We start from the raw sequence: 24,819 nt of genomic DNA on the forward strand, positions 1-24,819 counted from the left end.
TCCTCAGAAGTGAATCTCTTCGGCCTGCTGCAGGCGCATGGGGTTCCGTGGCTGGATGAATTCGCTCCAGACCCAGTTGTGGTGGGCGACTATCGCCTCGGCGCGCTGGTGCGGCCGGTCACGGGTGGTGTGCGCGTCGCTGGCCAGGATGACGTTGAAGCCTTCGCTGGCAGCGCGGCGGATGGAGGTGTCGACGCAGAATTCGGTGGCGTAGCCGGTCACCACCAGGTCGGTGACGTAGAGCTTCTCCAGGGTGGCCTTGAGCTCGGTCTCGAAGAAGGCGTCACAGGCGGTCTTGCGCACCACCCAGTCGTTCCCGGTGCGTTCCAGGCCCGGGTGCAGCTGCCAGCCGATGCAGCCGGGCTCCAGCTCGCTGCCCGGCTCGCCGTCGTGCTGCACGTAGATCACCGGCACGCCGGCGCTGCGTGCACGGTCGGCCAGGCGGTTGATCCGCTCCAGTACCTGCCCGGCGCGCCAGGGCTCCGGGGGGGTGAGGAACAGCCCCGCCTGCATGTCCACGACCAGCAATGCCTTGCTCATTTCCACTCCTTGAATGCACGCATCGAAACGCGCGGATAGTGCGGCTTCCCGCCGCGTCGGTAAAGCCGTGCGTCGGGCCGTGCACGACCGTTGGTCTTGCATGGGGAAACTCGCCACGGGTGCACAGTCAGAACCATCAGGACCCACCGCTCGCCCAGCCCGGGCGGGACTTGCCGCGAGTACGCCGCCATGCAGACAGGACGCGACCTCCGTATCGATTTCTTCCGAGGGCTGGCCCTGGTGTTCATCTTCTGGGACCACATTCCGCACAACCCGCTGGGCCAGGTGACGCCGCGCAACTTCGGCTTCAGCGACGCGGCGGAGATCTTCGTCTTCCTCGCCGGCTACGCCGCCGTGCTCGCCTACGGCAAGCTGCTGCTGCGCGACGGCTACGCGGTGGCCTGCCTGCGGGTACTGCGCCGGGTCTGGGTGCTGTACGTGGCCCACATCTTCCTGCTGGCGGTGCTGATGGGGGTGGTGTTCTACACCAACAACCATGTGGACAGCCGCAACTTCATCAACGAGATGGGCCTCGACTACTTCCTGGCCAACCCGCAGCAGGCGCTGATCGACGAGCTGCTGCTGCGCTTCAAGCCCAACCTGATGGACCCGCTGCCGCTGTACGTGGTGCTGCTGGCCGGGCTGCCGCTGATCCTGCCGCTGCTGATGCGCTGGAGCTTCGCCGCCCTGGCGCTGTCCGGCGCGCTGTACCTGTGCGCGCCCGGGTGGAACCTCAGCTCGCACCCCGGCGGCGAGTGGTTCTTCAATCCGCTGGCCTGGCAGTTCCTCTTCGTCCTCGGCGGCGTGGCCGCGCGCCATGCGCAGACGCGGCCGGCCGATGCGCCGCCGGCCACCTGGAAGTCGCCATTGTTCTTCGCCGCTGCCGGCTACCTGGTGTTCAGCGCGGTGGTCGCCCTGAGCTGGAAGGTGCCCGGCCTGCACGACGCCTGGATGCCCATGGTGGTGCGCGATGTGCTCTACCCGCTGGACAAGACCGACCTCTCGCCCATGCGCCTGCTGCACTTCCTCGCCCTCGCCTATTGCGTGGCCGTGCTGCTGCCGCGCAGCGACTGGCTGACCCGCTGGCCGGCCCGCGAAGTGTGCCGCATGGGCATGCACTCGCTGGAAGTGTTCTGCCTCAGCGTGCTGCTGGCACCCCTGGCGGACGCCGTCGCCACCCTCTACGGGCTCAACGCCGTGGGCCAGGTGGCGCTGGCCTGCGCCGGGGTGCTGCTGATGTCGGCCCTGGCGGCCTGGCTGGACCTGAGCAACCGCCTCAACCAGCGCAAGCCGCCGCAGGCCACGCCCACGCCCGTGCGCCTGGCCAACCCCGGCTACGGGTGACCCGCACCCTCTACCGCATTCAGCCCTGAGGGCGGGTGATGAGCAGCAACGACAGCGGTACCCCGCTGTCGGGATGACGGGGTTCGTGCAGCGCCTCCAGCACGAGGCCGCTGCGCCCCAGCAGGGCCAGCCAGGATTCCAGGGTGCGGAAGTACCAGGGCATGGGCTCGGCGAAGGCCCCGTCGAAGGCGGCGAAGGTCTCCAGGCGCCAGCCATCGCGGTAGCCCTCCTCGCCCGCCGCCGTCCAGGGTGGACGGTCTGCAGCAGCAGTGCGCCGCCCGCCGCCAGGGCGCTGGCGATCGCGGCGAGCAGGGGCTGCAGGTCCTCTTCCAGCAAGGCGAAGTTGCAGGCCACGGCATCGAAGCGGCCGAAGCGCAGGGGCTGCTCGATAAAGCCCTGGTAGTCGCAGCACTCGAACGCTCCCCCTGCGGCCCGCGCCAGCTCAACCAGCCCCGGGGACGCATCCACGCCCAGGGTGGCAATGCCCCGCTCGGCCAGGGCACGGCACAGCCAGCCCTCGCCACACCCCAGGTCCAGCACACGCTGCGGTGCCCGCGCCACCAGCGCATCGAGCATGGCGCCGTCGGTGGCCAGGCGACGGCTTTCGATGCGTCGCCCGCGCACGGCGTCGGTCCAGGCGCCGGCATTGGCGCGCCAACTGCGGTCTATTTGCTGCCGATTATCGTCTGACATGGCCTATCGCCTTGTTTTATGTCGTTTCGGGGCGCGCTGCGGTTCTCAGCAACTACGCTTTGTACAAGAGCGGTAACGCGCCAGCCAGGCCATCGACCATGGGCGTTTTATGGCAAACCGACGCATCGTCCACCGAGATACCGAAAGGTAGCCTCAACGAGGTCACCTTGCGGCCCGGCCGCTCCCGCCGCAAGAAACACCGCCTGGCGTTCTGGACCCTGATGCTGCTGGCCGGTGTCGCCATTGCCCTCGCCGCCCGCGAGGAGATGCGCAGTTCCTGGCTGCAATCCCGCGAAATCACCCGCTATGCCGCAACCCTGAACTACAGCCTCGAAGAAGGCCCCAGCGACGCCATCCTCTACCCCCACGACGGCCCCTTCGACAAGCGCCTGGGCTACGTCTACCTGCCGCCGATGTTGCAGCGCCTGGACCAGCGCGGCTATGCCATCCGCCAGCAGGTGCGCTTCTCCCCGGAGCTGATGGAGTACAGCCGCCACGGGCTGTTTCCGCCATACCGGGAGAAGGTCCAGGCGGGCATCGACATCAGCGATTGCCGGGGCGAGCCGCTGTACCGCTTCAGCTACCCACAGCAGCTCTACCCGGGCTTCTCCGCCATCCCGCCGCTGCTCACCAGCAGCCTGCTGTTCATCGAGAACCGCTCCCTGCTGGCCGACGAGCCCCTGGCCAACCCGGCGGTGGACTGGCCGCGCTTCGTCAAGGCGGCGCTGAGCCAGGCCGGCAAGGTGCTCGACATGCCCGGGCAGAGCGCCGGCGGCAGCACCCTGGCGACCCAGCTGGAGAAGTACCGCCACTCGCCCTCCGGCCTCACCCTGTCGGCCGGCGAAAAGATCCGCCAGATGGCTTCGGCCAGCGTGCGCGCCTACCGGGGTGGCCCGGAAACCCTGGCCGCCCGCCAGCGCGTGGTGCTCGATTACCTCAACAGCGTGCCGCTCTCCGCCGTGCCGGGCCATGGCGAGGTGCACGGCCTGGCCGATGGCTTGCGGGTCTGGTACGGCGCCGACTTCGAGCAGGTGAACCGCCTGCTGGCCGAGCACCAGGACGAGCCCGAACACCTGCAGGCACGGGGCCTGGCGCTGCGCCAGGTGGTGTCGCTGATGATCGCCCAGCGCCGCCCCTCCTATTACCTGTCACGCGGGCGCGAGGAGCTGGAGGCGCTGACCGACAGCCACCTGCGCCTGCTGGGCAACGCCGGCGTGCTCCACCCGGCCCTGGGCCGGGCGGCGCTGGAGGCGCGCCTGGTCTTCCGCGACCTGCAGCAGGAGCCGGCGCTGTCGCGCATCGAAGGCAACAAGGGCATCAGCCTGGCGCGGGCGCGCCTGTCGAGCATGCTGCAGATGCCGCTCTACGACCTCGACCGCCTCGACCTGGCCGCCAGCAGCAGCCTGCAGGGCGAGTTGCAGCAGGCCGTCACCACCTACCTGCACGACCTCGCCGAGCCGGCCTACGCCGAGCAGGCCGGGTTGTTCGGCGAGCGCCTGCTGTCGCCGGAGAAGACCCGCGAGGTGCGCTACAGCTTCACCCTGTTCGAGCGCACGCCCTCGGGCAACCAGGTGCGGGTGCAGACCGACAACACCGACCAGCCCTTCGACATCAACGAGGGCAGCAAGCTCGAGCTGGGTTCCACCGCCAAGCTGCGGGTGCTGGCCACCTACCTCGACTCCATCACCGCACTGCACACCCACTACGGCGAGATGCCGGCGGCGGAGCTGCGCAAGGTGCAGGTCGACCCGCTGGACGCCCTGAGCCGCTGGGCCCTCGACTACCTGGCCACCACCCACGACCGCAGCCTGGCGCCGATGCTGGCGGCGGCGCTGGACCGCACCTACTCGGCCAGCCCCAGCGAGAGCTTCTTCACCGGCGGCGGGCTGCACACCTTCAGCAACTTCCGCAAGGAGGACAACGGCCGCAACCCGAGCCTGCGCGACGCCCTCCGCGAGTCGATCAACCTGCCCTTCGTGCGCCTGCTGCGCGACATCGTGCGCCACGACATCTACCGCCCCGACGGCGGCAAGGTGGCGCTGCTCTCCGACGACAAGGACCCGCGCCGCCAGGGCTACCTGGACCTGTTCGTCTCCCGCGAGAGCCAGACCTACCTGCTGCGTTTCTGGAACAAGTACAAGGGCAAGGACGCCGACGAGCGCATGGCCACCTTCCTCGATGGCCTGCGCCCCTGGGCCTCGCGCCTCGCGGCCATCCACCGCTACCTGCAGCCCCAGGCCGACCGCGCGACCTTCGCCGCCTTCATGCGCGAGCGCCTGCCCAACGAGGCCCTGGGCGAGAAGCGCATCAACCAGCTGTACGACCGCTACGGCCCCGGCGCCTTCAACCTCAACGACCAGGGTTACGTGGCGCGGGTGCACCCGCTGGAGCTGTGGCTGCTGGCCTACCTGCAGGGCCACCCGCAGGCCACCTACCGCGAGGCGGTGGAAGCCAGCGGCGGGCCGCGCAGCGAGGTGTACGGCTGGCTGTTCAAGTCACAGCGCAAGAACGCCCGGGACAAGCGCATCCGCATCATGCTGGAGGTGGAAGCCTTCCTCGATATCCACCAGCAGTGGCGCCAGCTGGGCTATCCCTTCGACCACCTGGTGCCCTCCCTGGCCACCGCGCTGGGCAGCTCGGGCGATCGCCCGGCGGCGCTGGCGGAGCTGATGGGGATCATCGTCAACGACGGCGTGCGCCTGCCCACAGTGCGCATCGACCGCCTGCATTTCGCCGCCGACACCCCCTACGAAACCCTGCTCAGCCACGCGGCGGCGCCGGGCAAGCGGGTGATGGCCTCGGAAGTGGCGACGGCGTTGCGCGAGGCGCTCTCGCAAGTGGTGGATGCCGGTACCGCGCGGCGCCTGCAAGGCACCTTCACCCAGCCCGACGGCAAGCCGCTGGTGATGGGCGGCAAGACCGGTACAGGGGATAACCGCCTGCAGACGGTGGGGCGCAGCGGCCAGGTGATCAGCTCCAAGGCACTGAACCGCACCGCCACCTTCGTCTTCTACCTGGGGCCGCGGCACTTCGGCACCCTCACCGCCTACGTGGCAGGCAGCCAGGCGTCGAACTTCCGCTTCACCTCGGCGCTGCCGGTGCAGGTGATGAAGGGCATGGCGCCGATCCTCCAGCCCTACCTGGAGCCGGGCCGCGCCACCCTGTGCCAGATGCCGGAAGCCTCGGTGCGGGCCAGCCGGCTCTGAGGGCTCACTCCTGGCGGCGGCGCACGTCGATGAACAGCGACTCGACCTTCTCCCGCGCCCAGGGCGTCTTGCGCAGGAAGGTCAGGCTCGACTTGATGCTCGGGTCGCTCTTGAAGCAGCGGATATCGATGCGCTTGGCCAGCCCGTCCCAACCGTACTTGGCGACCAGCTCTTCGAGGATCTTTGCCAGGGTCATGCCGTGCAGGGGGTCTTGGGAGCTCACGTAAACGCCTCGATGGGGGGAAAGCGTGGCAGCTTAGGGCAATGGCCGTGCCTTGCGAAGAGGAACCTCCCGTAGGGGCGACTTCAGTCGCCCAGCGGCGCGCAGTGCCGCCATCGCGGGAGCGAATCCATTCGCGAAGCGTGCGTCAGCATGGGTTTCGCTTCGCTCTACCCATCCTACGGGCTCGGCACGCGCGTGACGGCGGCCTTCGTAGGATGGGTAGAGGTACGAAACCCATCGATGGGGCGCATCAGACACAAGAACGTGCCAAGCCCGGCAACCTTTGGTGGAGGTAAAAAGCGGCTCCACCACGCATCGATCATGCCCAGTGGCGGCCCTGATCACTTCAACCCCGCCACCCCGGCGATGATCAGCGCCACCGACAGCAGCTTCACCGGGGTGATGGATTCGCCCAGTAGCGCCACGCCGAGGATGACGGTGCCGAGGGTGCCGATGGCGGTCCAGATCGGGTAGGCGACGCTCACCGGCAGCACGCGCATGGCCAGGGTGAGGAAGTAGATGCCGGCGGTGGCCGCCAGCACCACCAGGGCGCTGGGCAGCGGTTGGGTGAAGCCGTTGGCGTACTTCATGCTCATGGCGAAGAGCACCTCGAAGAACGCCGCGATCAGCAGGAACAACCAGGCCATGGCGACCTCCTCAGAAGACCTCGGCCAGCTCCACCAGGGCGCGCTCCGCGCGCTGGTAGGACTGCTGGAAGGCGTCGCCGCCGAACTCGTCGTTCTCCACCGCCACCACCGTCACGTCGGTGATGCCGATGTAGCCCAGCACGGTGCGCAGGTAGGCGTCAGCGTGGTTCATGTGGGCGTTGACGCCGCCGGGGCCGTAGCCGTGGTCGCCACGGGTGGTGATGATCAGCGCCTTGCGCCCCAGCACCAGCGGTGTGTAGGGGTTGCCGGGACGGTCGGGGTGGAAGTCGAAGGTGCGGCGGATGCGCACGATCTGGTCGACCCAGGCCTTGACCCCGCTGGGCACGCCGAAGTTGTACATGGGCGCGGAAATCACCAGGCGGTCGGCGGCGAACAGCTCGTCCACCAGCAGGTCGCTGAGGGCCAGGTCGGCCTTCATCACCTCGCTGCGCTTCTCCGGCTCGGGGTGGAAGGCAGCGGCGATCCAGCCTTCGGTGACCGGGGCGATGGGCGAGCGACCGACTTCGCGGTGGGTCACCTGGCGGGCGGCGTCCTGGCCCTGCCAGGCGGCGAGGAAGGCGTCCTGCAGGCGGCGAGAGTGGGAACGTTCGCCACGGGGGCTGCCTTGGATCGAGAGAATGCGGTTCATCTGTTGCTCCTGGGTCAAGGTCGTTTCTTGGAGGCCGGTGACGGGCCTGAACACAGGCACTAAGCTAGGTCCAGCCGTATTTCCGGACAAATGACCGATAGTTCATCGGGATGAATCCATTTCATCCGTGGAGCCCAGATGTTCGCCAACCTGCCCCTGACCGCCCTGCGCACCTTCGAGTCCGCCGCTCGCCTGCTGAGCTTCAAGGCCGCCGCCGAGGAACTGGCGGTGACGCCCACGGCGGTGTCCCACCAGATCCGCAGCCTGGAAGGCTGGCTCGGGGCACCGCTGTTCGAGCGCCTGCCCCGCAGCGTGCGCCTCACGGCCTGCGGCCAGCAACTGTTCGGCAGCCTGCACGGGGCGCTGCTGGAGGTGACCCAGACCCTCGACCAGTTGCGCCCGCAGCGCAGCGGCGGCCAGTTGACCCTGTCCACCACCCCGGCCTTCGCCGCGCTGTGGCTGATCCCCCGCCTGGGGCGCTTCTATGCCGCGCACCCGGCCATCAGCCTGCGCCTGGACACCCGCAACACCCTGGTGGACCTGCACCAGGACGCCAGCATCGACCTGGTGATCCGCTACGGCATCGGCAGCTACCCCAGCCTGCACAGCCAGTGCCTGCTGGACGAGTGCTTCGGCGTCTACGGCTCGCCGGCGCTGGTGGCCGAGCTGGGCAACCGCCAGCCGACGCTGATCACCATCCGCTGGCGCAACGCGCAGCTCTACGAACTGGGCTGGAAGGCCTGGTGCCAGGCCGCCGGCGAGCAGCGCCTGCTGGAGACCGCGCCGCAGCGCGAGTACGACGAGGAGCACTACGCCCTGCAAGCGGCCATCGCCGGCCAGGGGCTGGTGCTGGCGAGCTCGATCCTGGTGTCCGAAAGCGTCGCCAGCGGCCTGCTGGTGCCCTACCGGCCGGAGATCAGCGTGGAGGGCGCGGGCTATTCCACCCTCTGCGTGCCGGGCCGCGAGCGGCACCCGCCGGTGAAGGCGTTCTTCGATTGGTTGAGCCGGGAGGTGGTAGGCACCCCCTCGTAGGTCGAGTGCAACCCGACGGTCCGCCCCACACACGCATCGCGAATGAATTCGCTCCCACGAAAAGCAAGGGTCGTCACCGTGCGGCAGGCGTTTTCCCGGGCATAAAAAAACGGCCCGGGTCCGAGGACGAGGGCCGTTGAAGCACTATCAAATTGTTTACCGCGCGGGCTCTGCGGCCCGGGCGGCTAGATCATCAGGCGCTGGCGTCCTGGTATTCCTTCTCGGCTTCGTCGAAGCGCTTGACCATGGCCGCGGACGGGCCGCTGCCGATGTGGCTGAAGATCAGGATGCCGAGGGTGGCGAGGATGAAGCCGGGGACGATTTCATACAGGCCGGTCCAGCCGAAGAACTGCTTCCACAGCACCACGGTGACGGCACCGAAGATCATGCCGGCCAGGGCGCCGTTACGGGTCATGCCCTTCCACAGCAGGGAGAGGATGACCACGGGGCCGAAGGCGGCACCGAAGCCGGCCCAGGCGTAGGACACCAGGCCCAGGACCTTGCTCTCGGGGTTGGCGGCGATGAGGATGGCGATCACAGCTACCAGCAGCACCATGGCGCGGCCGACCCAGACCAGTTCGACCTGGCTGGCGTTCTTGCGGAAGAAGGCCTTGTAGAAGTCTTCGGTCAGGGCGCTGGAGCACACCAGCAGCTGGCAGCTGAGGGTGGACATCACCGCGGCGAGGATGGCGGACAGCAGCACGCCGGCGACCCAGGGGTTGAACAGCAGCTTGGCCAGTTCGATGAACACGCGCTCGGGGTTCTCGGTGACGGCGCCGGCGACTTCCGGGTGGGCCGAGAAGTAGGCGATGCCGAAGAAGCCCACGGCCACGGCGCCGCCGAGGCAGAGCACCATCCAGGTCATGGAGATGCGGCGGGCGGCCGGGATCGACTTGACCGAATCAGCGGCCATGAAGCGCGCCAGGATGTGCGGTTGGCCGAAGTAGCCCAGGCCCCAGGCCAGCAGCGAGATCACGCCGACGAAGGACGCGCCCTTGAGCATGTCGAAGCTGGTGGCGTCCTTCAGCTCGATGGCGGCGAAGGTGGGGTCGATGCCACCGGTGGCCAGCATCACCACGATGGGGGTGAGGATCAGGGCGAAGATCATCAGCGAGGCTTGCACGGTGTCGGTCCAGCTCACCGCCAGGAAGCCACCGACGAAGGTGTAGGCGATGGTGGCGGCGGCGCCGGCCCAGAGGGCGGTCTCGTAGGAGAGGCCGAAGGTGCTCTCGAACAGACGGGCACCGGCGACGATGCCGGATGCGCAGTAGATGGTGAAGAACACCAGGATCACCAGGGCCGAGAAGATGCGCAGGATGCGGCTGTGGTCTTCGAAGCGGTTGGTGAAGTAGTCGGGCAGGGTCAGGGCGTTGCCGTTGTGCTCGGTCTGCACGCGCAGACGGCCGGCAACCCACAGCCAGTTGAGATAAGCACCGACGATCAGGCCGATGGCGATCCAGCTTTCCGACAAGCCGGAGAGGTAGACGGCACCCGGAAGGCCCATCAGCAGCCAGCCGCTCATGTCGGAGGCGCCAGCGGACAGTGCGGTGACGAAGCTGCCGAGGCTGCGGCCACCGAGGATGTAGTCGGAAAGGTTGTTGGTGGCGCGGTAGGCCGCGAAGCCGATCAGCACCATGGCAGCGATATAGATCACGAAGGTGATCAGCATCGGGTTGCTCATACTCATTGGGGGTCTCCCCTGTCGTTTGTTGTTATGGAGGTGCGACGGGTATTTCGCATCTCTCTGGTTGGCATTTGGCAGTTGCTCGGGGCAATTACCGATTGGTTTGCGGGCCCGGCGCAACCCGTGGGGGTGCAACCTCTGCCCGTCATCGGTGCTCAGGCGTCATGCCTCGCCTCAGGACGAGACGCCAAGCCATCCGGACTGCACCTGGTCTTCCTGGTCCGGTCTGGCCATATCGATTCGCCGCTGGGTCAAGTGTCGACCCGGCCGCGCGAAAGGGACAGCGGAATGTAGAGAGCGGTGGCGCCCTTTTCTTTCGAAAAGCTCCGGAGTTATTGCGAAATCCTCCGACTGTCCAACAAGACGTGCAACCTGGTTGCACCACAAGGTGCAACCGCCGCTCTGCAATGCTACTTGTGGATGACCTGACCGCGCATCGGCGCGAGGCGTGCGAGCAGGCGATTCTGGGTGCGGCTGGAGATGCCTTCGGCGTCCATGGCGTCCTGCAGGTCTTCCACCAGGGCGTTGAAATCGCTTTCGGTGAGGCGCTGGCCCTTGTGGCTCTCCTCCATGCTGTCGCCGGTGTATTCGCAGGGGCCACCCGCCTCGACGCAGAACTGCTCCACCAGCTTGTCGCGCAGGCGTTCGATGTCGATCTTGCGGAAGTGTTCGACGATGCGCTCGTCCTTGGCGATGTTCAGCAGCATGCCTTCGACGATGCGGGTGATGCCGGGCGTGCCGCCCAGGTCCTGGTAGAGGCTGTCGTCCCTCGGTGGCTGCTGGGCGCAGGCGGCCAGGACCAGGGTGGCGACGAGGATCAGGCGGCGCATGTCAGAAGCTCCCCTGCACGGACAGGTAGACGCCGTCCTGGTTGTCGAGGGTGGCGATCTCGCCGAGGCGGGCATAGGCCAACACCACCGACAGGTGCTTGTTGGGGAAGTAGCCGACGAACAGGTCCGCCCAGTCGCTTTCGCCGGCGAAGTTGAGGTTGTCGGGCTTCTCCCGGTATTCGACCCCTATGGCCCAGTGGCGGTCGGGCAGCACGGCGATGGAGCCTTCCTTGAGCACCGAGCGTTCGTCGCGGCGGTCGCCGCCGAAGCCCAGCAGGCCCAGCTCGTTGGCCCGGCTGTAGCGCAGCCCGCCGTTGAGCAGCAGGTTGTAGCCGAAGGCGCCGCCGAGGATCAGCCGGCTGACGGCGATGTAGCCTTCGGTGTCCTCGTCACGCTGGGCGCCCACCAGGGAGGGGATGAGAAAGTCCTTCTGCCGCTTGTACTGGAGCCCCAGGGACACCTGCGGCAGCTGATCGTAGATGAGGTCGCCGAGCAGCCGCACCTTGAGCCCCACCACATCCTGGCTGAGGGTGTTTTCCGGCAGCGACAGGTCGCGGGCGAGGGTGCCGAGATCAAAGCGCTGGCGGGCGTAGGACAGCTCCAGGCGGTTGTCCCAGGAGGCGGCCACCCCGGCGGCGTCGAGGCGGTAGTCGCCGGTCTCGACCCGGGTGGCGAACGCGGTGGCGCCCCACTCGCCCTTCTCGCCGTAGCCGGCCAGCACCGCCCAGGGTGTAATCCCACCGCCGGCGGCGCCTTCGACGCTGGTGGCGCCGCCGGTGGCCAGCAGGCGGCCCTCATCGGCGAACGCAGCGGCGGGCAGGGACAGGGCGATGAGCAGGGCAAGGCATCGGTTCATGGTCAGTGCACCGCGGCGATGGGTGAGTGGAGTGGCTGGGCGATCCAGGCCTCGAAGGCGCTGGCCGATAGCGGCCGGCTGATCAGGTAGCCCTGGGCGGTGTCGCAGCGCCAGCGTTCGAGCAGGCGCAGGCTGTGGGCGTGCTCGACGCCCTCGGCGACCACCTTGAGCCCGAGGCTGTGGCTCATGTCGATGGTGGAGCGGACGATCACCGCGTCTTCGCTGGTCTCGTCCAGCTCGCGGATGAAGGACTGGTCGATCTTCAACTCCTGCACCGGCATGCTTTTCAACTGGGCGAGGGAGGAGTAGCCGGTGCCGAAATCGTCCACCGAGAGGCTGATGCCCAGGTCGCGCAGGCCGTTGAGCACCTTCAGCGCCTGGACCGGGTCCTGCATCACCGCGCTTTCGGTGATTTCGAAACTCAGTTGGTCGGGGTGCACACGGAAGCGTCGCAACAGGCCGCGCATGCGCTCCACCAGCTCGCGGCCCATCAGGTCGTCGGTGGAGATGTTGAGCGAGACCTGCAGGCGCAATCCACGCCCGGCCCATTCCTGGAGCTGGCGCAGCACCTCTTCGATGACCCAGGCGGTGAGCGACTGGATGCTGCCGGTGCGCTCGGCCAGGGGAATGAACTCCCCGGGCGAGACCAGGCCGAACTGCGGGTGCTGCCAGCGCAGCAGTGCCTCGGCCTGCAGCACCCGGCCCTCGGCGATGTCCAGCTTGGGCTGGTAGTGCAGCAGCAGTTCGCCCCGCGCGGCGGCATGGCGCAGGTCGCGAATCAGCAGCACCTGGCGCTGCTGGGCGGCGTCGCGGCCCTGCTGGTAGAGCTGCAGGTGGCCAGGCGCCTGGGCGGCATCCTGCATGGCGATGCCGGCGCGGCGCAGCAGCTCCTCCGGCGTGCTGCCATCGGCGGGGTAGCAGGCGATGCCGATGCGCGAATCGATGGCGACGTCGAGGCTGCCGATGCGCTGCGGCTTGAGCAGCAATTGCTGGAGCTTGTCCGCCGCGGCCACCGCACTGTCGCTGTCGGTGCCCTCCAGCAGCAGAAGGAATTCGTCGGCGATCAGCCGCGCCAGGCTGTCGCCGGGGCGCAGGGTGGCGTGCAGGCGCCGGCCGATCTGCTGCAGGACGAGGTCGCCGCCACCAGGGCCACAGGCTTCATTGACCGAACGGAAGTTGCCGATGCCCAGGTACAGCAGCGCGGTGGGCCGTTCGGCGGTGATGGCGCTGCCCAGGCGCTCCAGCGCCAGTGTGCGGTTGGGCAGGCCGGTGAGTGTGTCGTGCAGGGCGTTATGGGCGAGCTGCCGCTCACGCTCGGCGATGTCGTCGCGCATGCGATTGATGGCGCCGGCCAGTTGCCCCAGTTCGTCGGAGCGGTCCAGCTCGAGGGTGCTCAGGTAGTCGCCTTCACCGATGCGCCGGGCGGCTGCGGCCAGGGCTCGCACCGGCTGCGACACGCTGCGGGCCAGCAACAGCGCGCCGGCCAGAGAGCCGAGCAGCGCGCAGAGGGCGATCAGCAGGATGTCCCGGTCCAGCGGTGCGAAGGCCTCCTGGGCCTGCTCCAGGGATTTGTGCAGGAGCAGCAGCACCTGGTAGTCCGCCCCGCTGGACAGCACCAGGCGGCGATCCATGTAGCGCCGCTCGCCGATGCGCAGGATGTCGCCATCGTGGGTCTTGATCTCGCTCCTGAGCGCCTCCTCGAGGTCGCCAGGCAGGGTGCTGAGCCAGATGTCCGGCTTACCCGCCTGGGTTGCCACCAGGCTCATGTCGAGGTGGGTGAGCTCACGCATCTCGCTGGCGAAGTCGGCATCCAGGCGGAAGCCCATGACCACGCGGGCGATGGGGATGGGCGCGGTGACGTTGGCCTCGACCAGCAGGTAGATGTCGTCGTCGATGGGTTGCAGCAGGCCCTGTCCGCCATTGCGCTGGTGCTCCTGCATCAGTTCGGCGAGGCGCGCCGAGGAATCGCTGCCGACCCGCACAGCGGTGGAGACCTGCAGCTTGCCGTCCATGCCCAGGAGCATCACCGCACCGGCGTTGATGCGTGCACCGGAGTTGCCAAGGGCGGAGCGAATGGTTTCCTCGTCGCCGCTGGCCACCGCCTCCTTGAAGCCGAAGTCGGCCGCCAGAACCTGCACGGCGTCATGCAACTGGCGGCTGCGCGACTCCAGCAGGCGCTCGAAGACACGCCCGCCGATATCCAGCTCCTCGCGCGCCTGGGCCTGCACGGCGGCGCCTGTGGCGGCCTTGACGGCGAAGTACAGCGCACTGACCACAACCAGCAGCAGGAGAATGAGGACGCAGGCGATGCGCGCCTGGAAGCTGTTACTGAGCCTCACCCGCCGCCCTCTTGAATGCGTCACCGAAGCCTTTTTCCACCGGCGCGGACGGTTGTGCGGCCGGAGCGCCCTGCAGCGTCAGCGGGAAGCGCTGGACGAGGCCGGCGGCCGGGACCTCCACCTCGCCCGCAGCGACGGGCAGCATGTTGGGCACCTGGGGGTGCCAGAGGCTGGCGGTGTAGCGCCCGGGAGGCAGGTCGAGGCTGAAGTGGCCGGCGTCGTCACTGACGGCGAAGAAGGGGTCGTCGGTGATATAGACGTACCCCAGCATCCAGTCGTGGATGTTGCAGCCGAGCACCACCACGCCGGGCTTGTCGAACACCACGGGTTCGGCGGGTGTGCCCTGGTAGAGGCGCAGTTCGAAGCGCTTGGCCGGCGAGAAGGAGTAGACGTGATGGCGGATGTTGTCGCTGTTGGGGAAGCTCACGGCGGTGCCGGTATGCACCGCCAGCACGTAGGGGGCGAATTGCTTGTCGCGCTGGTCCATTACACCCGTGTCGGGAATGGCGGCGCTGCCCGAAGGGCCGTTCAGGCTGAGCACCGCATCTCCCAGCGGCTGCCCATGGCCGTCGACCACCTCGCCCTGCAGGGGCGCCGCCGAGAGCGTGCCGCACAGGCACCACAAAAGACCGATCAGGCCCATTACGGGGGGCCATGGAGTGAAGCACAGCATGTCGTCTTCCACCCTTTGAACGGCCGACGGGGGCGGCTCGTGCGCCATGCCCCTGGCCTGTGCGAACCAGTTGAATTGCAGATTAGCTGTCGATCGGCGGAACTTCACGCGGCCGGCGGAAGCAACTGGCCATCACCCTCGCCTCAGTGGCCGCTGCGCAGGCGCCGTGGGGTGAGGCCGAGGTAGCGGCGCATGGCGTTGGTCAGCGCGCTCTGGCTGGAGAAGCCGCATTCCTCGGCGATGCGCACCAGGGCCAGGTCGCTCTCGCGCAGCAGGCGGGCGGCGCGGTCGAGGCGGGTCTTGAGCAGGTATTGGTGGGGGCTGAGGCCGACGCTGTCCTTGAACAGGGCGTGGAAGTGGCTGGGGCTGAGGCAGGCGATCTGAGCCAGCTCGGCGACGCTGATGCGCCGCGACAGGTTCTGCAGGATGTGCGCGTCGAGGGGCTCCATGTCCAGGCCACCGGCCGAGCGCCGGGGCTGGTCGCCGAACAGGCGCAGGTGCAGGGCCCGCAGCAGTACGCCGCCCAGGGAGCGGGCGAGGATCTGGTCGCTGCCGTAGCGCGCCAGTTCGGCGCCGGCGTAGCTCAGGAGGTTCTGGAAATCGGCATCCAGCTCGGGGTAGCGCGGGGTTTCGAACAGGCGCGCGAGGAGCTCGCGGTCTTCGCTGCTGGTGCCCTGCTCGTCGAGGTCGAGGATCAGCATGCGGTTCTCGCCCATGCCGGCGAACTGATGCTCGGCATCCCCCGGCACCAGGCAGGCGCGCATGCGGCAGACCTCGCCGCCCCGGCCGCCCACTTCGAATTCCGCGCGGCCGGACAGCGACATCACCAGTTGGTGATGATCGTGGGCATGGGCGTGGGCCTGTTCATCGAGGCGCAGAAGGCGGGCAACTAGCATGGCGGGTCGTGGTCAGAATTTGCACATTTTAGGCAAATGGCCAGCTGTTGCCCAGCACCGCCCGGCAGCGCAGCCCTGGCAGCCACGCTTGAAAAGCCCGCGGCACAGCCCCATCTGCCTCACATGCCCAACCTTCAGCCCCTACGAACCCAGCTACCAGGTGCCCAATGAGCGATCAGGACATCCACGCCGATCTCGTCGAAGAAGCGACCGGCCCCCACAGCACAGGCCTCGTCCTGCCCGGCCAGACCCTGCCGGACAAGGTGTACATCATCCCGATCCACAACCGCCCCTTCTTCCCGGCCCAGGTGCTGCCGGTGATCGTCAACGAGGAGCCCTGGGCCGAGACCCTGGAGCTGGTGTCCAAGACCGAACACCACTGCCTGGCGCTGTTCTTCATGGAGAACCCGCCGGAAGACCCGCGCCATTTCGACCCGTCCACCCTGCCCGAGCACGGCACCCTGGTGCGCGTGCACCATGCCAGCCGTGAAGGCGGCAAGCTGCAGTTCGTTGCCCAGGGCCTGTCGCGGGTGCGCATCCGTGGCTGGCTCAAGCGCCATCGCCCGCCCTACCTGGTGGAGGTGGACTACCCGCAGAACCCCAGCGACCAGCGCGATGAGGTGAAGGCCTACGGCATGGCGCTGATCAACGCGATCAAGGAGCTGCTGCCGCTCAACCCGCTGTACAGCGAGGAGCTGAAGAACTACCTCAACCGCTTCAGCCCCAATGACCCGTCGCCGCTCACCGACTTCGCCGCCGCCCTGACCAGTGCACCGGCCAAGGAGCTGCAGGAGGTGCTGGACACGGTGCCGGTGCTCAAGCGCATGGAGAAGGTGCTGCCGCTGCTGCGCAAGGAAGTGGAGGTGGCACGCCTGCAGAGCGAGCTCTCCGCCGAGGTGAACCGCAAGATCGGCCAGCACCAGCGCGAGTTCTTCCTCAAGGAGCAGCTGAAGATCATCCAGCAGGAGCTGGGCATCACCAAGGATGACCGCAGCGCCGACGCCGAGCAGTTCACCCAGCGCCTGCAGAGCAAGGTACTGCCGGAGCAGGCGAAGAAGCGCATCGACGAAGAGCTGAACAAGCTGTCGATCCTGGAGACCGGCTCGCCGGAATACGCGGTGACCCGCAACTACCTGGACTGGGCCACCAGCGTGCCCTGGGGCGTGTACGGCAAGGACAAGCTCGACCTCGCCCATGCGCGCAAGGTGCTCGACAAGCACCACGCGGGGCTGGACGACATCAAGAACCGCATCCTCGAGTTCCTCGCGGTAGGCGCCTTCAAGGGCGAGATCGCCGGCTCCATCGTGCTGCTGGTGGGGCCGCCCGGCGTGGGCAAGACCAGCATCGGCAAGTCCATCGCCGAATCCCTGGGCCGCCCCTTCTACCGCTTCAGCGTCGGCGGCATGCGTGACGAGGCCGAGATCAAGGGCCACCGCCGCACCTACATCGGCGCCCTGCCCGGCAAGCTGGTGCAGGCGCTGAAGGACGTGGAGGTGATGAACCCGGTGATCATGCTCGACGAGATCGACAAGCTCGGCGCCAGCTACCAGGGCGACCCGGCCTCGGCACTGCTGGAGACGCTGGACCCGGAGCAGAACGTCGAATTCCTCGACCACTACCTGGACCTGCGCATGGACCTGTCCAAGGTGCTGTTCGTGTGCACGGCCAACACCCTGGATTCCATCCCCGGCCCGCTGCTGGACCGCATGGAGGTGATCCGCCTCTCCGGCTACATCACCGAGGAGAAGCACGCCATCGCCAAGCGCCACCTGTGGCCGCGCCTGCTGGAGCGCACCGGTGTGCCCAAGGAGCGCCTGTCGATCACCGACGGCGCGCTGACCTCGGTGATCGAGGGGTACGCCCGCGAAGCCGGGGTGCGCCAGCTGGAGAAGCAGCTGGGCAAGATCATCCGCAAGTCGGTGGTGAAGATGCTCGAAGACCCCACCGCGAAGATCAAGGTCGCGCAGAAGGACCTGGAGCCCTTCCTCGGCACCCCGCCGTTCCGCAAGGAGCAGCTCCTCTCCGGCACCGGCGTGATCACCGGCCTGGCCTGGACCAGCATGGGCGGCGCCACCCTGCCGATCGAGGCGACGCGCATCCATACGCTGAACCGCGGCTTCAAGCTCACCGGCCAGTTGGGTGACGTCATGAAGGAGTCGGCCGAGATCGCCTACAGCTACATCAGCTCGAATCTGAAGAAGTACGGCGGCGATGCCGGGTTCTTCGACCAGGCCTTCGTCCACCTCCACGTGCCGGAGGGCGCCACCCCCAAGGATGGCCCCAGCGCCGGCATCACCATGGCCAGCGCCCTGCTCTCCCTGGCCCGCGACCAGGCACCGAAGAAGGGTGTGGCCATGACCGGCGAGCTGACCCTCACCGGCCAGGTACTGCCCATTGGCGGGGTGCGCGAGAAGGTGATCGCCGCGCGCCGGCAGAAGATCTTCGAGCTGATCCTCCCGGAGGCCAACCGTGGCTCCTACGAGGAACTGCCGGATTACCTGCGCGACGGCATGACGGTGCATTTCGCCCGGCGCTTCTCCGATGTCGCCAAGGTGCTGTTCGCCTGACGCCTGCGGCGCCTACCCAGGGGCCGATGCAGCGGATATGCTGCACCGGCCCCTGAACGATGGAGCCGTCCATGAGTCCTGCCCGCCTTCCCCGCCTGCTGCTGCCCGCCGCCCTGATGCTGTTGGCCGCCTGCGCCCATGAATCCACCAGCCTGGTGGTGCAGAAACAGAGCAGTTGCCCGATCGAGCTGGACAAGGGCCAGTTGCTGGTCCTGACCCTGCCGAGCAATCCCACCACGGGGTTCCGCTGGGTGGTGAAGGACGCCGCGCCGGGCGTGCTGCGCAGCCTCGGCCCGGAGGTCTACGACACCCCCGAGGAAGCCGGCCTGGTGGGCGGCGCCGGTGAGTCCACCTGGCGCTTCAATGCCGCGCAGAGCGGCGAAGGCCGCCTGTTGCTGGTCTACCAGCGCCCCTGGGAAGCCGACGTGGCGCCGGAGCAGACCTTCGATTGCAAGGTCAGCGTGGACTGATACGGGGGCCTGCCCCTGGCGGACCCTGCTGGCGAAACGTTTTACCTCCCTCATGAGGCCCATCGTTGGGCCTCGCTACGCTCGGCGCCAACCTACGGGGCCTGGGACTCGGCGGCGATGCTCTGCTGGCCGCGTATGCCCTGGTACAGGCACAGCTGGTTGCGGCCGGCGCGCTTGGCCTGGTACAGCGCGCTGTCGGCGGCATGCAGCAACACATCGGCGCTCTCGCCATCGGCGGGGAAACAGGCCAGGCCCAGGGAGATGGCGATCGGGCCCAGGGGCTGGCCGCCGTAGCGGATCTGCAGCCGGGTGACCCCGAGGCGTAGGGCCTCGCAGCGCTCCATGGCATCCTCCAGGCTGATTTCCGGCATCACCAGGGCGAACTCTTCGCCCCCGTAGCGGCAGGCTAGGTCGCTGGAGCGCACATGCCGCTTCATTTCCAGGGCCAGGTGACGCAGCACCAGGTCCCCCGCCTCGTGGCCGAAGGTGTCGTTGAAGCGCTTGAAGTGGTCCACATCCAGCAGCACGACGATCACCGGTGACTGCTTGCGGCTGGCGCGCAGCAGTTCGCGGCGCAGGGTTTCGTCGAGGAAGCGGCGGTTGTGCAGGCCGGTCAGGGCGTCCACCACCGATTGCTGGCGCAGGCTCTCGCGCAGGCTGAGGTTGGCCACCCCCAGGGATACCTGCTCGGCGAAGGCTTCCGCCAACTCCAGGTCGGCACTGCCGCCGCACAGGGTCATCACCCCCAGCGGCTCCCCCTGGGCCATGAGCGGCACGCAAAGCGAGCCATTGGCTGCCAACGGGCTTTCGTGCAGGTGCGGGCAGACCAGGTCCTTGTTCACGTCCAGCACCAGATGGCTCTGGCCACGGCGGATCGCCCAGCAGTCGTCGGGCTCGAACAACTCGACGCTGCCCACCTGCCAGCCACCCCAGTGCCCGGCCTCCTCGAGCACGTCCCGCGAGGGGTGATAGAGAGAGAGGCAGCCATCGCTCTGGGGGAACAACTGGGCAGCGAAGCGGGTGATGATGCCGAAGCACTCGTCGAACTCGTTCACCGAGTGCAGGGCACCCGCCATACGGCTCAACAGTGAGATCTGGTGGTTGCGCAGTTCCACGCGCTGCATGCCCAGGCTCAGTTGCTCGCTGAGCAGGTCCTGGGCGAGACGGGCTTCGCGGCCCGCGCGCAGCATGCGGAAGGTGAAGTGGAAGAGCAGCGCGATCACCAGCAGGTCCAGCAGGGTGACCAGCCCCAGCATCGCCATCCCGACCCAGCCGCGCCACTCGATCTCCTGCTTGGCCAGCAGCACGCGCTGCTCGACCACGCCCTGCATCTCGCCGAGGCGCAGGCGGATGGCGTCCATGAGTTGCTTGCCCTTGCCGGTGCTGACCAGGTCGCCGGCGGCGGCCAGACCTTCGCTGCGGCGCAGCTCGATGACCCGGCCAAAGAAGGCGCGCTGCTCGGCGAGCAGCCCGACCAGCCGTTGCAGGTCATCTAACAGCTCATCGTTCGCCAGCGTCACCTTGAAGCGCGCCATGTCCTTGTCGACATCGCCATAGCCCTGGTAGAGCGGGGTCAGGTAGTCGTCGCGGCCGGTCAAGGCGAATCCTCGCTGGCCGGTTTCGCCATCCTTGAGGGAGGATAGGAGGTTGCTCAGCTCGCGCCCGGTGTGCTCGTGCAGCTCCAGCTGACGCTCGGCGTTGCCGACCCAGCGGGTGGTGGCCAGGGGCAGCACGATATTGAGTACCAGCATGCCGATCGCCAGCAGGAATCCGGCCTGCAGACGAGTCGCCGTCTTCATCACATCGTTGTCCTCGTGGCGGGGTGCGTTTTCAGTCTAGCGGCGCAATCGGCGACTGCACCTGGCGTTTTGCGCCTGGAACCCGATCGCGACGATGCGCAGAGTAGCCCAGGGCCGGGAGGCCCGCTGGCAGGCCGCCGCGCGGCCCGGATGGACAACGATGGAGAACCTTGCATGCAGTGGCTGTTGATCGGGCTGATCGGTGCTGTCGCCTACCTGTACGGCGACGCCGCCGACCTGGATACGCTGTGTTTCTGGACCAAGCCGGTGCCCATCCTCGCCCTGCTCGCCTGGCTGCTGCAAAGCGCCCCGCACGGTCTTTATCGACGCTGGGTTACGCTGGGGCTGCTGCTGTGCCTGGCCGGCGACGTATTGTTGCAGTGGTCGCCGGACTTCTTCGTCTTCGGCCTGGGCGCCTTCCTCCTCGGCCACCTGGCCTATATCGGTGCCTACCTGGCGGATACCCGGCGCCTGGCACCCCTGGCTCTGCTGGCGGCGGCGCTGTTCGGCATCGGCATGTTCGCGGTGCTGGCCAGCGGCGGCCTCGGTGACCTGCTGGTGCCGGTGGCGCTCTATGCGCTGACCATCAGCACCATGCTCTGGCGCGCCCTCGCCCGCCTCGGTGCAAGCGAACCGGGCCGGCGCTCGGTGCAGGTCGCGGCCGCCGGAGCGCTGTGCTTCGTGGTGTCCGACAGCCTGCTGGGGGTCAACCGCTTCGTCGCGCCCTTCGAGATGGCGGGGTTGGCCATCATGCTCACCTACTGGCTTGGGCAGCTGGGCATAGTCGCATCGGCGGTGCTGCACGGGCGACGCTGATTTTCGACCGATCGGCACGCCGGGATTCTGGCCGGGCGCGGTCTTGGCTAGAATGCCGGCCTTTCCAACAGCTGGTACCGGCCCGTGAAGCACAACCCCGACCGCATCTATGCCACGCCCCAGGCTCAAGTCTCCGACTTCGCGTTCAACGAGGACGTGGTCAAGGTGTTCCCGGACATGATCAAGCGCTCGGTGCCGGGCTACCCGACCATCGTCGAGAACATCGGCGTACTGGCCGCCCGCTTCGCCCAGCCCAATACCCGCCTGTATGACCTGGGTGCCTCCCTCGGCGCGGTGACCCAGGCCCTGCGCCGCCATGTGCGCACCGATGGCTGCCGGGTGCTGGCTGTGGATAACTCCGCCGCGATGGTAGAACGCTGCCGCGAGTACCTGCACGCCCAGGATTCCATGTACCAGGAACTGCTGCCGGTGGAGGTGCTGGAGGCGGATATCCTCGCCCTGGAATTCCAGCCGACCTCGCTGGTGGCGATGAACTTCACCCTGCAGTTCGTCGCCCGCGAGGAACGCCAGCCCCTGCTGGCGCGCATCCATCAGGCGTTGCTGCCGGGTGGTGCATTGATTCTTTCGGAGAAGCTGCGCTTCACCGATGCCGCGGAGCATGAGCTGCTCACCGACCTGCACATCGACTTCAAGCGCGCCAACGGCTACAGCGAACTGGAGATTGCCCAGAAACGCAGCGCCCTGGAAAACGTGATGCGCCCCGACAGCCTGGAGGAACACCGCGAGCGCCTGCTGGCGGCCGGCTTCTCCCGCGTGGTGCCCTGGTTCCAGTGCCTCAACTTCGCCTCGCTGATCGCCCTGCCATGATCCGTACCCTCGATCTCGACGCCCTGCAGCAAACGCTCATGGGCACCCCGCTGCAGGATTGGGCCGCCGACCTGCCCGGCCAACTCGACGCCAAGCTGGCCATCGGTCACGGCGACCTTCAGCGCTGGGGCGCGTCGGTGGACGCCCTGCCGCCGATCACGCCAACCCGCGTGGAACTGGCACAACGCTTCGCCCTCGACGGCGATTGCGACGAAGCCACCCGCGCCCTGCTCAAGGATGCGCTGATGGGGCTGATCCCCTGGCGCAAGGGGCCCTTCGAGCTGTTCGGCGTGCATGTCGACACCGAGTGGCGCTCCGATTGGAAATGGTCCCGGGTCTCGCCGCACCTCGACCTGCGCGGCAAGCGCGTGCTGGATGTCGGCTGCGGCAACGGCTACTACCAGTGGCGCATGCTCGGCGCCGGTGCCGGCAGCGTGGTGGGCATCGACCCGAACTGGCTGTTCTTCTGCCAATTCCTGGCCATGAAGCGCTACCTGCCAGAGCTCCCCGCCTGGCACCTGCCCCTGGCCCTGGAAGAGCTGCCGGCGAAGCTGGAAGGCTTCGACACGGTGTTTTCCATGGGCGTGCTCTACCACCGCCGCTCGCCCATCGACCACCTGTTCGACCTCAAGGACTGCCTGCTGCGCGGCGGTGAGCTGGTGCTGGAAACCCTGGTAGTGGAAGGCGACGCCCAGCAGGTGCTGGTGCCCGAAGACCGCTACGCGCAGATGCGCAACGTGTGGTTCCTGCCGTCGGTTCCGGCGCTGGAGTTGTGGCTGCGCCGCGCCGGTTTCGTCGACGTGCGCTGTGTGGACGTCAGCGTCACCAGCATCGAGGAGCAGCGCAGTACCGAGTGGATGCGCTACCAGTCCCTGCCCGAATTCCTCGACCCGGCCGACCACAGCCGCACCATCGAAGGCCTCCCCGCCCCGGCTCGAGCGGTGATGGTGGCGCGCAAGCCGTAGCTGGAAGCTGGAAGCTGGAAGCTGGAAGCTGGAAGCTGGAAGCTGGAAGCTGGAAGCTGGAAGCTGGAAGCTGGAAGCTGGAAGCTGGAAGCTGGAAGCTGGAAGCTGGAAGCTGGAAGCTGGAAGCTGGAAGAGCCTGGGGGATCGGCGGAAGCTGTCAACCCCCGGGCTTATTTTTTCGCACTCCGAACGTAGCCCGGGCTTCAGACCGGGAAAGCCCGGCACCGGCTCGAGCGAATGGTGGACCACGCTTCACCGGTCCACCATTCGGAGTCATGTCGAACCCCGGCCCCGTGCCCCCACACACGACACTTCAAGCTTCAAGCTCGTGACGCTTGCGCCCCCTGGATCAGCTGTTTCATCTCGATCACCGCCTGCTTGAAACCAACAAACAGCGCATGGGCCACCAGGGCGTGACCGATATTCAGCTCATTGATGCCGGGGATGGCGGCTACCGGTTCGACGTTGTGGTAGTGCAGGCCGTGGCCGGCGTTGACCACCAGGCCGAGCTTCAAGCCCAGGGCGACGCCTTCGCGGATGCGCTGCAGCTCGTGGGCGGCTTCTTCCGGGGTGTGGGCGTCGGCGTAGCGGCCGGTGTGCAGTTCGATGGCGGGGGCGCCGACGCGGTGGGAGGCTTCGATCTGCGCCGGGTCGGCATCGATGAACAGGGAGACTTCACTGCCCAGACGCGCCAGGCGCTCGACCGCAGCTTTGATGCGGGCTTCCTGGCCGGCGACGTCGAGGCCGCCTTCGGTGGTCAGTTCCTGGCGGGTTTCCGGTACCAGGCAGACATGCTCGGGGCGGATCTCCTCGGCGAAGGCGAGCATCTCCTCGGTGACACCCATCTCGAAGTTCATGCGCGTCTGCATGACCTCCTTGAGCACGCGCACGTCACGCTCCTGGATGTGCCGGCGGTCCTCGCGCAGGTGCACGGTGATGCCGTCGGCGCCGGCTTCCTCGGCGTCCAGCGCGGCCTTGACCGGGTCCGGGTAGCGGGTGCCACGGGCCTGGCGCAGGGTGGCGACGTGGTCGATGTTGACGCCGAGCAGAACACGGTTGGCTTCAGTCACGGGAGGGTTCCTTGAGTGTCATGAAGAGTTCGCGGCTGGCCAGGGGCCTGCCGCCGAGATGGGGCGCCAGGGCCTGGCGCATCAGGCGCTTGGCCGCAGCAAGGGCACCGGGCGCGCTCCAGTCGGCATCGGCCAGGGCCAGCAGTTCGGCGCCCTGGAACAGGCCCGGCTGCAGTTGGCCAACGGGCTCGAGGCCGGCATCGGGCAACAGGCGGTAGATGCCGCTGGCGGCGATGGGCGTGCCGTGGAGGTCGATGTCCAGGGCAAAACCATAGCCCAGCTCGTCCAGCAGGCGCCATTCGAAAGCGCGTAGCAGCGGCTCCAGCGGACGGCCGCCGGCCAGGGCCTGGAGGGTGGCGGCGTAATGCTCGAACAGCGCGGGGTGCGGCGCTTCGGCCGGCAGCAGGCGGATGGTCAGTTCATTGAGGTAGAGGCCGCTGAACAGCGCCTCACCGGTGAGGAAGTGGGGGATGCCGGCGCTTTCCAGGCGCCCCACGTTCTTCAGCTCACCACGGCCGCGGAATTCGGCCTCCAGCGGCACGAAGGGCCGGACCAAAGTACCGGCCTTGCCCCGCGCACCCCGCATGACGGCGCGAAGCCGCCCTTCCGGGGTGAGGAAATCCACCAGCGCGCTGCTTTCGCGGTAGGCCCTGCTGTGCAGTACGAAGGCCGGTTGCGCACTGGTCTGCATC

At 67.7% G+C, this 24,819-nt stretch carries 21 protein-coding genes and 1 pseudogene; 8 read left to right on the forward strand and 14 right to left on the reverse strand.

What is annotated here, in order from left to right; all coding sequences use genetic code 11:
- Positions 1–3 precede the first annotated feature (3 nt).
- On the reverse strand, positions 4–540 hold the full coding sequence (locus PSm6_RS02395) for a cysteine hydrolase family protein (RefSeq protein WP_021222093.1): 537 nt from the start codon (positions 538–540) through the stop codon (positions 4–6).
- 189 nt (positions 541–729) lie between these two features.
- On the opposite strand from PSm6_RS02395, the gene PSm6_RS02400 reads away from it, so the two are divergent.
- Positions 730–1,884, forward strand: coding sequence for an OpgC family protein (locus tag PSm6_RS02400; protein ID WP_265169448.1), 1,155 nt, complete (start codon positions 730–732; stop codon positions 1,882–1,884).
- A 19-nt stretch (positions 1,885–1,903) separates the two neighbouring features.
- Here PSm6_RS02400 and PSm6_RS02405 read toward each other — a convergent pair.
- Positions 1,904–2,577 (reverse strand): annotated as a pseudogene (locus tag PSm6_RS02405) (class I SAM-dependent methyltransferase).
- Between the two features lie 98 nt (positions 2,578–2,675).
- Between PSm6_RS02405 and PSm6_RS02410 the strand changes: the two are divergent.
- Entirely contained in the window at positions 2,676–5,783 is a 3,108-nt protein-coding gene (locus tag PSm6_RS02410; protein ID WP_371877013.1) for a transglycosylase domain-containing protein, read from the forward strand.
- Positions 5,784–5,787: 4 nt separating this feature from the next.
- Here PSm6_RS02410 and PSm6_RS02415 read toward each other — a convergent pair whose 3' ends face one another.
- The 3 genes from PSm6_RS02415 to PSm6_RS02425 form a co-directional block, all read right to left on the reverse strand.
- The gene (locus tag PSm6_RS02415) at positions 5,788–6,006 is read right to left on the reverse strand and encodes a VF530 family protein (protein ID WP_021222097.1); all 219 of its coding nucleotides are present in this window, start codon (positions 6,004–6,006) and stop codon (positions 5,788–5,790) included.
- Between the two features lie 341 nt (positions 6,007–6,347).
- Positions 6,348–6,653, reverse strand: a complete 306-nt coding sequence (locus PSm6_RS02420) for a DMT family transporter (protein ID WP_043246801.1) — start codon at positions 6,651–6,653, stop codon at positions 6,348–6,350.
- 10 nt (positions 6,654–6,663) lie between these two features.
- The gene (locus tag PSm6_RS02425; RefSeq protein WP_265169450.1) at positions 6,664–7,302 is read right to left on the reverse strand and encodes an FMN-dependent NADH-azoreductase; all 639 of its coding nucleotides are present in this window, start codon (positions 7,300–7,302) and stop codon (positions 6,664–6,666) included.
- A 138-nt stretch (positions 7,303–7,440) separates the two neighbouring features.
- Here PSm6_RS02425 and PSm6_RS02430 point away from each other — a divergent pair, with 138 nt between their 5' ends.
- Positions 7,441–8,334, forward strand: coding sequence for a LysR substrate-binding domain-containing protein (locus PSm6_RS02430; RefSeq protein WP_265169452.1), 894 nt, complete (start codon positions 7,441–7,443; stop codon positions 8,332–8,334).
- Between the two features lie 193 nt (positions 8,335–8,527).
- Here PSm6_RS02430 and putP read toward each other — a convergent pair whose 3' ends face one another.
- The 6 genes from putP to PSm6_RS02460 all read right to left on the reverse strand — a co-directional run bounded on the left by putP (position 8,528) and on the right by PSm6_RS02460 (position 15,612).
- Positions 8,528–10,021 (reverse strand): sodium/proline symporter PutP, encoded by a 1,494-nt coding sequence (gene putP, locus PSm6_RS02435; protein WP_031288794.1) that lies wholly within the window; start codon positions 10,019–10,021, stop codon positions 8,528–8,530.
- A 407-nt stretch (positions 10,022–10,428) separates the two neighbouring features.
- The gene (locus PSm6_RS02440; RefSeq protein ID WP_021222102.1) at positions 10,429–10,848 is read right to left on the reverse strand and encodes a group I truncated hemoglobin; all 420 of its coding nucleotides are present in this window, start codon (positions 10,846–10,848) and stop codon (positions 10,429–10,431) included.
- A gap of 1 nt (position 10,849) precedes the next feature.
- A complete protein-coding gene (locus PSm6_RS02445) occupies positions 10,850–11,704 on the reverse strand; it encodes a DUF3034 family protein (protein ID WP_021222103.1) in 855 nt (284 codons plus the stop codon).
- Between the two features lie 2 nt (positions 11,705–11,706).
- Positions 11,707–14,043, reverse strand: coding sequence for a putative bifunctional diguanylate cyclase/phosphodiesterase (locus PSm6_RS02450; protein ID WP_265169455.1), 2,337 nt, complete (start codon positions 14,041–14,043; stop codon positions 11,707–11,709).
- Complete coding sequence (locus PSm6_RS02455) at positions 14,030–14,686, reverse strand: methylamine utilization protein (protein ID WP_265169457.1); 657 nt, start codon at positions 14,684–14,686, stop codon at positions 14,030–14,032. The genes PSm6_RS02450 and PSm6_RS02455 overlap by 14 nt, the downstream gene beginning before the upstream one ends.
- A 173-nt stretch (positions 14,687–14,859) precedes the next feature.
- Positions 14,860–15,612 carry an AraC family transcriptional regulator gene (locus PSm6_RS02460; RefSeq protein ID WP_021222106.1) on the reverse strand — a complete coding sequence of 251 codons (753 nt, stop codon included), beginning with the start codon at positions 15,610–15,612 and terminating at the stop codon, positions 14,860–14,862.
- 167 nt (positions 15,613–15,779) lie between these two features.
- On the opposite strand from PSm6_RS02460, the gene lon reads away from it, so the two are divergent.
- Positions 15,780–18,179, forward strand: coding sequence for an endopeptidase La (gene lon / locus PSm6_RS02465; protein ID WP_265169458.1), 2,400 nt, complete (start codon positions 15,780–15,782; stop codon positions 18,177–18,179).
- A 71-nt stretch (positions 18,180–18,250) separates the two neighbouring features.
- On the forward strand, positions 18,251–18,649 hold the full coding sequence (locus tag PSm6_RS02470; RefSeq protein ID WP_021222108.1) for a protease inhibitor I42 family protein: 399 nt from the start codon (positions 18,251–18,253) through the stop codon (positions 18,647–18,649).
- 92 nt (positions 18,650–18,741) lie between these two features.
- Here the strand turns inward: PSm6_RS02470 and PSm6_RS02475 are convergent, their stop codons facing one another.
- Positions 18,742–20,448: a diguanylate cyclase gene (locus PSm6_RS02475; RefSeq protein ID WP_265169459.1), complete on the reverse strand. Its 1,707-nt coding sequence runs from the start codon at positions 20,446–20,448 to the stop codon at positions 18,742–18,744.
- Positions 20,449–20,622: 174 nt separating this feature from the next.
- Here PSm6_RS02475 and PSm6_RS02480 point away from each other — a divergent pair, with 174 nt between their 5' ends.
- The 3 genes from PSm6_RS02480 to cmoB all read left to right on the forward strand — a co-directional run bounded on the left by PSm6_RS02480 (position 20,623) and on the right by cmoB (position 23,057).
- Positions 20,623–21,264, forward strand: coding sequence for a lysoplasmalogenase (locus tag PSm6_RS02480; RefSeq protein ID WP_021217553.1), 642 nt, complete (start codon positions 20,623–20,625; stop codon positions 21,262–21,264).
- Between the two features lie 84 nt (positions 21,265–21,348).
- Positions 21,349–22,092: a carboxy-S-adenosyl-L-methionine synthase CmoA gene (gene cmoA, locus PSm6_RS02485; protein WP_265169460.1), complete on the forward strand. Its 744-nt coding sequence runs from the start codon at positions 21,349–21,351 to the stop codon at positions 22,090–22,092.
- Positions 22,089–23,057: a tRNA 5-methoxyuridine(34)/uridine 5-oxyacetic acid(34) synthase CmoB gene (gene cmoB / locus PSm6_RS02490; protein WP_021219590.1), complete on the forward strand. Its 969-nt coding sequence runs from the start codon at positions 22,089–22,091 to the stop codon at positions 23,055–23,057. The genes cmoA and cmoB overlap by 4 nt, the downstream gene beginning before the upstream one ends.
- 320 nt (positions 23,058–23,377) lie before the next feature.
- Here the strand turns inward: cmoB and pdxJ are convergent, their stop codons facing one another.
- Together pdxJ and recO are read right to left on the reverse strand one after the other, a co-directional pair.
- The gene (gene pdxJ, locus PSm6_RS02495) at positions 23,378–24,127 is read right to left on the reverse strand and encodes a pyridoxine 5'-phosphate synthase (protein ID WP_265169461.1); all 750 of its coding nucleotides are present in this window, start codon (positions 24,125–24,127) and stop codon (positions 23,378–23,380) included.
- Complete coding sequence (gene recO / locus PSm6_RS02500) at positions 24,120–24,818, reverse strand: DNA repair protein RecO (protein WP_021221234.1); 699 nt, start codon at positions 24,816–24,818, stop codon at positions 24,120–24,122. Before recO ends, pdxJ begins: the two co-directional genes overlap by 8 nt.
- Position 24,819: the final 1 nt, after the last annotated feature.

It is taken from the genome of Pseudomonas solani, from assembly GCF_026072635.1.
Taxonomy (GTDB): Bacteria; Pseudomonadota; Gammaproteobacteria; order Pseudomonadales; family Pseudomonadaceae; genus Metapseudomonas; species Metapseudomonas solani.

Bases quoted from the DNA above. Each gene is read 5' to 3' on its own strand.
- PSm6_RS02430 (WP_265169452.1), top strand. From the start codon at position 7,441: ATGTTCGCCAACCTGCCCCTGACCGCCCTGCGCACCTTCGAGTCCGCC.
- PSm6_RS02395 (WP_021222093.1), bottom strand. From the start codon at position 540: ATGAGCAAGGCATTGCTGGTCGTGGACATGCAGGCGGGGCTGTTCCTC.
- PSm6_RS02440 (WP_021222102.1), bottom strand. From the start codon at position 10,848: ATGCGCCGCCTGATCCTCGTCGCCACCCTGGTCCTGGCCGCCTGCGCC.
- putP (WP_031288794.1), bottom strand. From the start codon at position 10,021: ATGAGTATGAGCAACCCGATGCTGATCACCTTCGTGATCTATATCGCT.
- PSm6_RS02410 (WP_371877013.1), top strand. From the start codon at position 2,676: ATGGGCGTTTTATGGCAAACCGACGCATCGTCCACCGAGATACCGAAA.
- PSm6_RS02480 (WP_021217553.1), top strand. From the start codon at position 20,623: ATGCAGTGGCTGTTGATCGGGCTGATCGGTGCTGTCGCCTACCTGTAC.
- PSm6_RS02420 (WP_043246801.1), bottom strand. From the start codon at position 6,653: ATGGCCTGGTTGTTCCTGCTGATCGCGGCGTTCTTCGAGGTGCTCTTC.
- PSm6_RS02460 (WP_021222106.1), bottom strand. From the start codon at position 15,612: ATGCTAGTTGCCCGCCTTCTGCGCCTCGATGAACAGGCCCACGCCCAT.
- cmoB (WP_021219590.1), top strand. From the start codon at position 22,089: ATGATCCGTACCCTCGATCTCGACGCCCTGCAGCAAACGCTCATGGGC.
- PSm6_RS02445 (WP_021222103.1), bottom strand. From the start codon at position 11,704: ATGAACCGATGCCTTGCCCTGCTCATCGCCCTGTCCCTGCCCGCCGCT.
- recO (WP_021221234.1), bottom strand. From the start codon at position 24,818: ATGCAGACCAGTGCGCAACCGGCCTTCGTACTGCACAGCAGGGCCTAC.
- PSm6_RS02400 (WP_265169448.1), top strand. From the start codon at position 730: ATGCAGACAGGACGCGACCTCCGTATCGATTTCTTCCGAGGGCTGGCC.
- PSm6_RS02455 (WP_265169457.1), bottom strand. From the start codon at position 14,686: ATGGGCCTGATCGGTCTTTTGTGGTGCCTGTGCGGCACGCTCTCGGCG.
- PSm6_RS02475 (WP_265169459.1), bottom strand. From the start codon at position 20,448: ATGAAGACGGCGACTCGTCTGCAGGCCGGATTCCTGCTGGCGATCGGC.
- PSm6_RS02425 (WP_265169450.1), bottom strand. From the start codon at position 7,302: ATGAACCGCATTCTCTCGATCCAAGGCAGCCCCCGTGGCGAACGTTCC.
- lon (WP_265169458.1), top strand. From the start codon at position 15,780: ATGAGCGATCAGGACATCCACGCCGATCTCGTCGAAGAAGCGACCGGC.
- PSm6_RS02470 (WP_021222108.1), top strand. From the start codon at position 18,251: ATGAGTCCTGCCCGCCTTCCCCGCCTGCTGCTGCCCGCCGCCCTGATG.